Source organism: Blautia sp. OF03-15BH (genome assembly GCF_003463065.1).
Taxonomy (GTDB): Bacteria; Bacillota; Clostridia; order Lachnospirales; family Lachnospiraceae; genus Limivivens.
In genome coordinates, this window is record NZ_QSCM01000001.1 from 223,038 (window position 1) to 235,671 (window position 12,634).

7 protein-coding genes are annotated in these 12,634 nt (G+C 45.3%); all 7 read right to left on the minus strand.

Features of this window, described 5'->3' with window-relative positions:
- Window positions 1–43: 43 nt before the first annotated feature.
- Entirely contained in the window at window positions 44–2,353 is a 2,310-nt protein-coding gene (locus DXA57_RS01075) for a glycoside hydrolase family 95 protein (protein WP_158571205.1), read from the minus strand.
- A gap of 137 nt (window positions 2,354–2,490) precedes the next feature.
- On the minus strand, window positions 2,491–4,977 hold the full coding sequence (locus DXA57_RS01080; RefSeq protein ID WP_117764057.1) for a glycoside hydrolase family 95 protein: 2,487 nt from the start codon (window positions 4,975–4,977) through the stop codon (window positions 2,491–2,493).
- Between the two features lie 70 nt (window positions 4,978–5,047).
- On the minus strand, window positions 5,048–6,583 hold the full coding sequence (locus DXA57_RS01085; RefSeq protein WP_117764058.1) for an extracellular solute-binding protein: 1,536 nt from the start codon (window positions 6,581–6,583) through the stop codon (window positions 5,048–5,050).
- A 75-nt stretch (window positions 6,584–6,658) separates the two neighbouring features.
- On the minus strand, window positions 6,659–7,558 hold the full coding sequence (locus DXA57_RS01090) for a carbohydrate ABC transporter permease (RefSeq protein ID WP_117764059.1): 900 nt from the start codon (window positions 7,556–7,558) through the stop codon (window positions 6,659–6,661).
- 12 nt (window positions 7,559–7,570) lie between these two features.
- Complete coding sequence (locus DXA57_RS01095) at window positions 7,571–8,515, minus strand: ABC transporter permease (RefSeq protein ID WP_117764060.1); 945 nt, start codon at window positions 8,513–8,515, stop codon at window positions 7,571–7,573.
- Between the two features lie 282 nt (window positions 8,516–8,797).
- Window positions 8,798–11,152, minus strand: coding sequence for a glycoside hydrolase family 31 protein (locus tag DXA57_RS01100; RefSeq protein WP_117764061.1), 2,355 nt, complete (start codon window positions 11,150–11,152; stop codon window positions 8,798–8,800).
- Window positions 11,153–11,186: 34 nt separating this feature from the next.
- Window positions 11,187–12,620, minus strand: coding sequence for an alpha-L-fucosidase (locus tag DXA57_RS01105; protein WP_199612647.1), 1,434 nt, complete (start codon window positions 12,618–12,620; stop codon window positions 11,187–11,189).
- Window positions 12,621–12,634 lie beyond the last annotated feature (14 nt).

The following is a 12,634-nucleotide window of genomic DNA, read 5'->3' on the forward strand; positions in this document are numbered from 1 at the left end:
CCTGCCATTTTAATTGATGACAGTGTGCCTCATTTTCATCTCTTTAGTTCAGTTCTCCATCCAGGATATAAAGCATACCTGCTTTCAGTTCAAGCTCTGCCTTTTCTCCTTTTCCAATACGGACAACAATGTTCTTATCTGTATCGGAATAAAGCTGTGCTTCTGCTTTGCCGTTTTCCCAGCTGATATCCACGGTGATATCCCCTCTGGCTTTCAGACCTGTCACCTCACCTTTTTCCCATTTTCTGGGAAGTGCAGGAAGAATATGGATCACACCTGCATGACTCTGGAGCAGAGCTTCTGTCACCCCTGCTGTATATCCAAAATTTCCATCGATCTGATAAGGCGGATGGGCACAGAGCAGATTGGCATAAACACCGCCTCCCATCACCTGCATCGCTTCATCCGGTTCCACCAGATGAAGGATATGCTCCAGAAGTTCACCTACATGAACACCATCTTTCATTCTGGCCCACATAAGGATCTTCCATGCCAGACTCCAGCCGGTTCCTTCGTCTCCTCTTCTTAAAAGACTGGCCCTTGCTGCCTCATAAAGTTCCGGTGTCTTCTCCGTGATTCCACGTCCCGGATGCAGCTCATAAAGGTGAGAAAGGTGACGGTGGTGCTGATCCACCTCTTCAAACTCCTCATTCCACTCCAGAATCTGTCCTTCGCTTCCGATAGCAGTCGGCACCATCTGGGCTCTCACCAGTTCTGCCTGTTCTGTCAATTCATCTTTGATCCCCAGAAGCTGACTGGCTTCCAGATAGTCTCTTAAAAGATTTCTTATAATGGCATTTTCGTTTTCTGTATACTGAGCCACAGTCAGCCGTTCTTTTTCAAAGAAAAATTCATTTTCCGGAGAAGTAGCCGGAGAAGCTGCATAGCCTTTTCCTGTCTGAACAACCGTTTCCACACAGAAACGTACATTTTCCTTCAGGATTGGATAGATTTCTTCCAGATATTCTTTATCTTCCGTAAACAGATACTGATCATACAGATTTCTGCAAAGCCATGCATATCCGAGAGGCCAGAAATTCCACTGAGCTCTTCCATCCGCAGGAGTCGTCTTTCTCCAAAGATCTACGTTATGGAAGCTGCAGGCTCCCTTGACACCGAAATAGTTTTCTGCCGTTTCTTTTCCATCTGCTGCCATCTCTTTACAGAGTTTTAATAGCGGCTCTCCCATCTCTGCCAGGTTACAGGGGCCGGCCGGCCAATAGTTCATTTCTGTATTGATATTGACCGTATAATCCGAAAACCACGGTGGAACCAGCTCTGCATTCCAGATTCCCTGAAGGTTAGCCGGCTGAGTCCCCGGTCGTGAGGAAGCAATCAGAAGATATCTTCCATACTGGAAAAGAAGGGCGCTTAAGGCTATATCCTCAGGGTGGTCTTTAAAATCGAGCAGACGCTGACGAAGATCTCTCTCGTCCTCCTCTTCTCCAAGTAAAAGCCGAACCCGGTCATAATAGCTCTGATATTCTACCAAATGCTCCGTTCTCAGAGCCGGATAGGACTTTTCCGTACAGGAAAAATCTTTTTCCAGGAGCGGTACCGGAGAAACTCCTTCCAGTACCGGATGTTTGTCAGAACCGTTAAAACTGGTACGGATCGCATAGTAGAGTGTCAGCTCTTTCGCATTTTTTACGATAAGCGTATCTCCTGCTTCTTCTGTCTCTCCGTCTGTTACAGCTTTTCCCCAGCCTTCATACCACATACCCTGTTTTTCTGGCTCTTTCGGGAATACAGGTACTGCCTTTTCAGAACCGCCCTCACCTACGGTAAAAGGAACCCTTCCCGGGCATTGCCCTTTTGTTTTTAAAACACCCGCTTCACAGCTGGTTTCCTTCGGATAGCCGCCTTCTACATAAATTTTCAGAGAAAATGCTTTCTCCGAATGGATATGGTAAACCAGTACCTGGGCCGGATGGCTGATCAGACACTTTCTTTCTACCTGTGCGCCATGATTTTTATAAGATACGGTCACTTCTGCTGTATCCAGGCAGAGTTCTCTGGCGTAATCTGAAATTTCTTCTTCCTCCAGCATTTCCATACAGAGATTACCGAACGGTATATACATCTGCACATCTTCTGAAGTTTTAAAACAATTCTCCAGATACTCCAAGGCTTTCTGATACTCTCTTTTTTCTGTCAATTCCCGTACTTTGGCAAGATATCCTTCTGGAAGTTCTTTCTGTGTTTTCTCCGGATATCCTGACCAGAGCGTTTCTTCATTCAGTGCCAGTGTTTCTTTTTTGGTTCCCCCATACACAGTGGCACCCAGTCTTCCATTCCCAAGCGGAAGACTCTCATGCCAGTTTCTGGCTGGCTGGTCGTAATACAGTTTCATATTGCCTCCTCCATTTCCGTCCGTTTTTTCGGTCGTTTGATGTACCTTCATCATAGCTGAAAAAACAGCTTCCGGCAACCGTTTTTCCTATCAATTTTCACCAAAAGATGCCTGGATCGACCGATCATTCGCTGTCTCTATACAAAATATTCTTTCTGCTGTCTGCATTCAAAAAGCAGGTGATATTCTTTTCCGGGCTCTGTTACAAATTTATAGATTTTGTGTGTTTCATCCCAGGTGCCTTCCATTCCTTCCACTTTTTTTAATCCGACAGCCTTTACTCTACAATTGCCTCCGTTCTTCGAAAAAATCACCGCGGACTGCAGCTGGCCTTCTTTCCATACAGCAGAGACTTCATATCCGCCTCGTGCACAAAGCCCCTGGAAATTTCCATCTGGCCAATCAACCGGAATGCATGGAAGGATTTCCACATATCCCTGATGGCTCTGTAAAAGCATTTCCTTTACTCCGGCTCCTGTACCAAAGATTGCATCTATCTGCTGACTTCCCTTTGTCAGAAGGCCACAGCCAAAATTCTCTCCTATACTCTTCAAAATATGTCCGCATTCCAGAGAGTTTTTAAATCTTGCCATCAGAGAAACCCTCCAGGCACCCGGCCAGTCACTTTCTTTTTTTTCATGGAGCATCCTTCGCTCCAGACTCTTTCTCGCTGCCTCCAGAAGCTCCGGTGTTTTTTCTTCATTGATGACAGAAGAAGGATATACCGGATACAAATGAGAAATATGTCCCATTCCCGGCGTGCATTCTTCATAATCTTCATACCACTCCAGCAGTTGTCCATAGCGACCGATCTTATACGGTGGGAACTTTTGCATAACCGCTTTCAACTTATTTTCCAGATCCTTTTTCTCTCCCAGAATGTTTCCCGCCTGAATCGTGTTTTGAAACAGTTCTCTTAAAATACTCATATCCATGGTTGAAGCCTGTGTTACTGCGCTGATTTTGGGATGGTTAGAGGAACAACGGCTTCCTGCTGCCATTTCTTCTGCCAGAGCATCCAGTTCCTCTGCATTTCCCATAAAAAATTTATTTTCGGGAGAAATGGAAGGTGCCGTTACCAGATAACCCTCTCCGTTTTCCACCAGCTGTTCCAGCAGAAACTCACAGGCGCCTTTCAGCACCGGATACATTTCCTCCAGAAATTTTTTATCCCCTGTATACTCATAATGCTGCCAGATATGTTCACAGAGCCATCCTCCGCCCAGAGGCCACCAACTCCAGGAAGCATCCTCACAGCTTGGTTCCGTTGAGCGCCAGAGATCCGTATTATGATGCGTCACCCAGCCAGCAGAATGATAATATTCCTTCGCTGTCTGTTTTCCTGCTATGGAAAGTTCACGGATAAGCCTCATCAACGGCAAATGACATTCTGAAAGATTTCCTGCTTCTGTCAGCCAGTAATTCATTTCTACATTTATATTGTTTGTATAATTACTGGACCACGGAGGCATTGTTATGTCATTCCAGATTCCCTGCAGATTCAACGGCTGGCTTTCCGGCCGTGATCCTGAAATGATCAAATAACGGGCATATTGAAAATAAAGAGCATAAAGAGACGGGTCATCCATTCCTCCTGTTGAGAATACCATTCTCTGGCTGGTAGCCATTTTTTCTCCTCTATCTCTTCCAAGATCCAGATCTACCCGGTTATAAAGAGTCTGATAGTCCTTCTGATGTTCAGCAAATACTTGCTCTCCGCTACACTTTTTTCTTTTAAATTTCTGAATTTCTTTCTGAAGCTTTTCCTGAATTTCTTTTTCCCCTTTGAACCGTTTTTTCTGGAATCCCTCATAGCTGGTTCCTGTCTTTATGATGATCCATACATAATCCGCATCATTAACATACACGCGACGTCCATCAGCCCATACCTTTCCATTTGTCTCAAAGACTTCCGCGCAACAGGCGAAGCGCAAAGCCTTTGATTCTTCCTGATCATTGTAGACCAGAGACGGAGTAATCGTCGTATAACTGGGTTCTGCGTGGTCAGGTGCAATGCCTCTTACATAAGCCCCCTCATCCATGGTTCCATTTACTGCATGTAACTTGGAATCCATCCCAAAAGCCAGATTCAGACAATGTTCTTCTTTCCCTCTGGCTTGAATAAATACAAAAGCAGCATCTTCCGGATAACTTACAAAATACTGCTGCTGATAGCTGATTTCGTCCCGTTTCCAGGATACAGAACACACAGCCCGGCTCAGATCCAGTTTTCTTTCATATTCGGAAATATCACCTGGTTCCGGTTCAATGACCTGTTTTAATGGCATATTCCGTCTGTTATCTCTCTGACCAACCGTCAGATGAAGATCCGCCATAGGAAGATAGGTTTCAAACCATCTCCCTTCCATTTCATCATTGATGATCTGGTTTGCTTCTTTTACATTGCCGGAAAGCACCTTCTTCCGTGCCTCCAACATACATTCATAATGTTGCGCATTCTTATGGAAGCTTTCACTTCCGGACCACAAGGTATCATCATTAATATGCAACGTTTCTTGCGGAACTGTTCCCTTGGATGTAAGTCCCAGTCTGCCATTTCCCATATAATATGCGTCTGAAAAAGTTTCAGCTGGTGTATATTCACGCAAATAATAGTCTCTCATTTTTCCTCCATAGTCTAAAATAGTGGAGTCACGCTCCAGAGGAACATGCTCCACTATTTTCTTACAAGAATCAGAATCCAAACTGTTCTCTTACTTCTTTTACTTTTTCTGTCATGTAGGAGTTCAGCTCCTGTACGCCGATCTTATCCAGCAGATTCATGTAGTTCTGGTATGCTTCCTCGAAGGCCTCGTCGGAATCTGCGGTATAGATTTTAACCAATTCCGCCGGTTTTGCTTCGTCGATCTTTGCCTTGATAATACCCATATCAGAGGTGGAAACCGGCTGTGCAATGGCAATTTCCGGATAGTTGGTGATCTTGTCTTTGTTCTTTCCAAAGATCTCTACGATTTCCGGATCTGCGCTGGAATAATAAGCATAAAGCTCATCCAGTTCAGTGGTGCACATATAGTAGTTGTTATTGTATACGGTGTTCATCTTATCGCCGTCTTTTGCAGTCTCAACCCACTCGTCAGAGAAAGAAGGCATACCGTTGTCACCCAGGGTCCAGTCAGTTCCTTCTCTTCCCCACATAGCCAGGTGCTGTCCCTCGGAGCTGTTCATGTAAGCGATCATCTTGATAGCTGCTTCCGGATCTTTGCAGTTCTTGGAGATAAATACGCCTGCCCAACCGGCATTGCTCCGAACCAGTCCCTTGGAATCATCTATCAGCGGAGCCAGCGGAACCCACTCTGCTTCCGGAATATTCTGCTGGGTGGAGGTATTCAGCTGATCCAGATGGGTCGGTCTTGCACACCACTCATACATGAAGCATTTTCCGTTCAGAGCCAGCTGTTTTGCATCATCCTCATTTGTAATAGCCAGATCCTCTTCCGGGAAGAAACCTTCGCGGTACATATCGTTAATGCATTTCAGATAATCGTGATAGTCTGCTGTGGTATCACTTAAAACGGTATTTCCGTCTTCATCAAAGATATAAGTACCATTCACGCCGTACCATACCTGCATGGCCTGGAATCTCCAGCTCGGATTTCCTCCGTTTAAGGGGATCATATCCGGATACTGCTCTTTTACCATCTTTAATACGTTGATAACATCCTCTATTGTATCCATCTTCGGGCTTCCCAGTGCCTCCCAGATGTCTTTCCGGTAGTATGCGCAGGGGATTGTAGGAACAACTCCGTCAGCTGCATTTGCCCAGTCATCGGCACTGTTGTAGTTCTGGATGATTGTGTAGTAATGTTCATCATCTGCACTGGCATTGTGGCTTCTCGCAATGGCAATCCGGTCATCGGAAGGGGTCCAGTCAACACCGTACTGTTCGATCAGCTCATCATAGCTATAGCAGAGATTGCTGTCGCTGAGACGATCGATTTCCTTATCCGTAAAAATCACATCCGGAAGATCACCGGAAGCAATCATCAGACCTAACTGGCTGTCATCTGCGGATCTCGTCACATCAAAGGTAACGCCGCCATTTTCCGTCAGGGTCTCCGGAATGATACCGGTCCAGCTGTCTGTGGGGAACCAGGTAAAGTCCAAATACAGATCCAGCGTCACCGGCTCGTCCGCCGACACGGTCATACCGGTCATCATGGAACCGATCATACTTGCACACAGCATGGATACCAACACTTTTCTCTTCATAAATCTTTCCTCCTTTTTTCCGCTTTCCGCGGAATTTCACGTTTTTCTCTAAGCTTCACCGGCAGGACCGGAAACTTATTCTTTGACTGCTCCTACCATCATTCCTGTAACGAAATATTTCTGCAGGAAGGGGTAGATAAAGATGATGGGTACCACAGAAACTACCATGGCTGCCAGCTGAATGGAAAGGCTGGTGGTCCCGGAGGTCTGATGGGCTGCCGCATTCATATTTGTACTGCTGCTCGTCTGGAACTGATGCACAATCTCCATCATCAGATATGGCAGGGTACGCAGGGACTTTGTTTTCACAAAGAAGGTAGAATCATACCAGTTATTCCAGTGGCCAACACCGATGAACAGCGCCAGTGTCGCCATAAAGGGCTTGGAAATCGGAACGATGATTCTCGTAAATACCTTAAGTTCTGTCGCTCCGTCGATCTTTGCCGATTCTCTAAGTGCTGACGGAATCCCTTCAAAGAAGGTTCTTCCGATCGTGATATAGAAAAGACTCAGCATACCCGGAATCACATACACCGCAAAGGTATCGATCAGATGCAGAGTTCTCAGCAACGTATAATAGGGAATGATACCGCCCGAAAAATACATGCAGAAGATCACGAAGGTCATGTAAGCTTTTCTTCCCACCAGATCCTTGAAGGATAAGGCGTATGCCACCAGTGTGGTAAAAGCCACGCCAAGACCCGTTCCGACGAGAGTTCTGAGAACAGAAACCCCGAGGGCCTGCAGCCATTTGACATCATCGAAGAAACGGCTGTAGTTGGAAAGGGTAAATTTTCTCGGGAACCAGTAGATTCCGCCGAGACTCGCATCAATTCCTTCATTGAAGGAAAGCATAAATACATAGTAAAAAGGATATACCGTCATAAACAGGATGATGATGGACAGGATATAGATAATGGTATCCATGATCCTGTCTTCCCTGCTTCTTCTTCTCTTTGACTTTGTTCTTGCCATCTCATTTTCCTCCTAAAACAGTCCCTGGCTGGTCAGCTTCTTCGATACGAAGTTGCTGACGAAAATAAGAATCAGAGAAATCACCGACTGGATCAGTCCTACTGCTGTCGCATATGCGTAACGTCCCTGGGAAAGTCCCACATCAAACACATAGGTCTGAATGATATCGGAAGTCGCCGCATTGACGCTGTTTCCGAGAAGGTAACACTGTTCAAAGTTGGAACCGCTTAAGCCACCACCGAAAAGATTTCCCATGGTCATGATCAGAACGACTACGATAGTACTCTTGATACAAGGCAGAGTGATATACCAGATTTTCTGCAGTCTGCTGGCTCCGTCAATCTCAGCAGCTTCATAATAATCCTGGCTGATACCAGTAATAGCTGCCAGGAAAATGATCGTCCACCAGCCCATTTCCTTCCATACATCCAGAAAAACTGCCAGCCCCCAGAATTTACTTGCCTCGGTAAGGAAGCCGATGGGTTTGCTCGTCAGATGCAGCGCCTGAAGCAGCGTATTGATGATTCCGCTCTGGGACAGGAACTGATAGGAAATGCTGGAAATAATAACCCAGGAAATGAAGTGTGGCAGATAGCTGCAGGTCTGAAGGATCTTTTTAAAAGGATAATTGTGAATCTCGTTGATCATCAGAGCAAACAGAATCGGCAGCGGGAATGTGAAGATCAGCTTCAGCACACTGAGCATCACGGTGTTTCTCACCAGTGTCCCGAATTTGTAATCTGTCACAAATTCCCTGAACCACTTCATTCCTACCCAAGGACTTGTAAAGATTCCTTTCACTCCACTGGTGATGGAATAATCTTTGAATCCCATAATAATTCCAAACATAGGAATCAGGTTGAAAATAATGAGATAAATCATCCCCATCCATACAAACACCTGCAAAGCTCCCTGTTTCCGAAACAGCTCCCATTTTGTTTTCTTTTTCGTTTTCATTCTCTCCTTCCTCCCGTTCTTTTCTTAAGATGTATTTATTATAACAGGCTGATATCCTCGGGAAAATGAACAATTTTTAATCCATTCCACAGTTCTTAATCATTGATACAAATCTTCAGAAAAAAATGGAGAGATGAAAAGAATCATCTCTCCGGGGATTTTTTTGAGTTGCATCAAGTTTTATTTTGGATTACTGCATAATAAGTCTGTGTTGCAGTTGAATTTTTCTCTATGACCTGCAATAATTTTTCTATCTGTGCCTTTCATAGACACTCATTCGTGTCATTCCACAACCACCACCCGGAAGGGAAGTTCTTCTCCCATTCCCAGATAGCTGCCTTCTCTTTTCTCTTTTATCAGTTTCTTTTCATTCTCTTTCCACCGGAACTTTGTCACCGCATATTCACCCTTTTCGAACCCATATCCGTTGCCTGCATCTTCATAAAGAGTAAACTCTGCATTTTTCCCCGGATAAACACGGATTTCAAGACCGTTTTCCGGCCGTTCGTCCGCATACTGGATGCCTCCGGACAATGCAAGAACCGTTCCTTCCTTTACAAAAACAGGGATCTTGTCAAGCGTTGCCTCTGCCTGGATCCACTGTCCTCCGTCATACTTTCTGCCGCTCCAGAAATCGTACCAGTCACAGCCTTCCGGCAGATAGCAGGTTCTTGCTTTTTCTTTTTCCAGTTTTCTGCTTTCTTTTTCATAATATAATGGCTCCAGCACCGGACAGATCAGGAGATTCTTTCCAAACAAAAACTCATCCCATATCTTTTTTGCTGCCTCATCATCTGCAAAATCAAAGAGCAGACTCCGCATGATCGTTGCATCTTCAAAGTACACCTGTGCCGCCAGAGAATAAATATACGGCATCAGTTCATATCTAAGCCGGATTGCCTTCTCAATAGCATCATAGAAAGGCTCTCCCTTTTTTCCAAACTGCCAGATCTCCCTTGGTGTATCCGTTCCATGAGAGCGGAAAACAGGAAGGAAAACAGCAAACTGCAGCCATCTCGTATAAAGCTCCCGGTACCCCAGATCCTTTACACCTTCTTCATAATCCCCTTTCCAGAACCACTTCATGGAAGGATCCTGATCACAGCCGCAGCCCCGATTCTGCCATTTTTTATGAACCGTAAAGAATCCTCCGATATCCAGCGTCCAGTAGGGGATTCCGCTCATGGCCATATTCAGGCCTTCCTTTACCTGGACTGCCAGAGTGTCCCAGGTGGCACTAGTATCTCCGGACCAGAGTACTGTTCCGTACTTCTGGGTGGACGGATATCCGGAACGGGTCAGGTTCATCACCCGCTTTTCTTCCGTCACCTTACGCTGGTTTTCATAAATTCCCCTGGAATGGAACAGGGCATAAGCATTTGCCTGCAAAGCTCCCAGATACTTTTTATGCTCTTCCCCTACCGCCAGATATCGTTCCCAGGGTTCTTTTTTTATCTCTCCGCACCAGTCCGGACCGGAAAAGGGCTCCGTAGAATCACACCACCAGCCTTCAAAACCCTCATCAAGCAGGCCACTTTTTGTCTGGTCAAAGTAAATTTTTCTTGCTTCTTCATTAAAAGCATCATAGGTGGTGAAATCCATGAGCATATGACCTTTTGCAGCCAGTTCTTCATAGTTTTTCCCTCCCGGCGTCATCGTCGGCCAGATGGAAACCATGGAATGGGCATGCATCCGGCTGATCTCTTCATTGGCAGCCTTCATATCCGGGTAACGCTTTTTATCCAGAATCTTTTCTCCCCAGTTTCCATCCTCCCAAGAACACCAGTCCTGAATGACTGCATCAAGAGGGACCTGCCTGCGGCGGTATTCCGCTGTAATGTCAATGAGCTCCTGTTGACTTTTGTAGGCCTCCTTCGACTGAAGATAGCCGTAAGCCCATCTGGGAAGCAGCTTTGCTTTTCCTGTCAGGAATCGAAATCCTCGGATGACTTCATCCATATTGTCCCCGGCAATAAAATAATAGTCCATCTGTTCCACAGCATCAAAAAAGAAATGTGATTCGTTCTCCTGGCTTTCAAAGGTCATCAGCGATGTACAGTCTGCCAGAATCCCGTATCCGTTATCTGAGACAAAGCAGGGCATGGGAATCCGCATATTGTGCTGATAGAGATACTGGGTATGCCCACGATAATTGTAGATTCCCTCTTCTCCCTGGCCCAGGCCATAGATCCCTTCCTCCTGGAGAAATCGAAAACCCAGCTTTCCCCGGTAAGCATCCCGGTCTTTTACTTTTATCAGGTTCTGAATAAAATTTCGCTCCCCATCCACGGTATACACATGATCGATTACCGGTTTTTCTCCTTCCAGCTGATATTTCATAAGAGTAACGGGTGTCAGGCTTTTTTCTCCTTCCTGAAGAAGTTTTTTTCCGGAATCATTCCGGTACCAGCTGATCGTTCCGCTGCCTTTTTCTATTTCTGCCCTTATTTTGCCATAAGAAAGGATCATCTTTCCTTCTCTTTCTTCTTTTTGAAGATCTGACATTTTTTCCGGATGTTCTACCATACAGGAATGATTCTGCACCTCATCCCGACCGGTATAAACAACACGGACTATATTTTCTGAAACAGCTCCAACAAACAGCCGTTTGTTTCCGGATATTTCCATGCGAAGCATAACCTTTCCTCCTGTACTCCCGGCAAATGATTTCTCATTCTTCTACCGTAATCTCCAGACAATTTGTGTACTCAACCGGAAGCTGTTCCGGCAGTTTTGCCACAAGGATGCCCAGGACCTGATGATAGTCCACTGGTCCGTATCCAAGGAGGCTTACTCCCTGTACTTTTTCCTTCTGCAGACTTTTAATTACTGCCACCCTGTTTTCGGGTGCTTTCATCAGAAACGCATATATTTTATTTTCTTTCTTTGTAAAACGATAATCAGAAGAATTCCATTCTGTCTTGTCTTCCTGAAAACCATTGATAGCAACCCGTGTATCTCCTTCACCAAATACCCGGTATGGTCTTGTTCCATGGATTCCTTCCCCGCACACAGCCATCCAGCCTGCCAGTTCTGTCAGAATATACCGGGCCTCTTCATCAATTGTTCCATCCGGTTTCTGCAAAACATTCAGCAGCATCGTTCCATTCTTGGAAACGATATCTACCAGCATTTCAATGATCTGTTCCGGCTTCTTATAGGTCTGTCTGGCATCATAGAACCAGTTTCCAATACAGGTATCTGTCTGCCAGGGATCTGTCTGAAGTCCTGGAAGCTGACTTTTTTCAATATCCAGAGTACCTACACGGTAAATCTCCCTGTTCCTGTTTTTCTGTGTATAAACCGCACTCTGAATACCACGCTGCGAAATGGAATCATTATAAAGATAAGAAACTGCTTCCAGTCCCGGTTCATACCCGTTCTCTTCAAAGGGCAGGCCACTGTCCGAATACAAAAGTTCTGGATGAAAACGGTCGATCATTTCTTTTACAGAATCCAGCCAATATTTCTGGAATTGTTTATTTCCAGTAAGCCACTCAGCCAGCTCACCATGAGGCTGTTTTCCAATATATTCCTGGTTTTCATAATAAAAATCTTTATATTCCGGATCATTGCCATCATAAGGTACTCCTGCATAAGGACCATAACTGTCCGTACCCTTATTCACATACCACCAGGAAAAAGAGGCTCCCAGATGTTCCGTCAGTCCAAAATGCATTCCATATTTATCAGCCGCCTTTTTCCACAGGGCACAGATGTCCTTATGCGGGCCGATCTGCACGGAATTGAAGCGGTTGCATTTGGAATCATAATTAAAGAAATTGTCATGGTGCGTTGCCTGAGCTACGAAATATCTGGCTCCTGCCTTCTGATAGAGTTCCATTAGTTCTTCCGGGTCAAACTTTTCCGCTTTCCACTGCTGACAGATATCTTTATAGCCAAACTTTGATGGATGTCCATAATGACGCACATGATAATAATACTGTTCCGTTCCCTGAATGTACATGTTTCTTGCATACCAGTCGCCAAACATAGGCACACTCTGTGGTCCCCAGTGACTCCAGATACCGAGTTTTGCATCCCGAAACCACTCCGGGCACTGATAGTTTCTTAAAGAATCAAATGTTGCTTCAAATTTTTCCATTGTCGTTCCAGCTC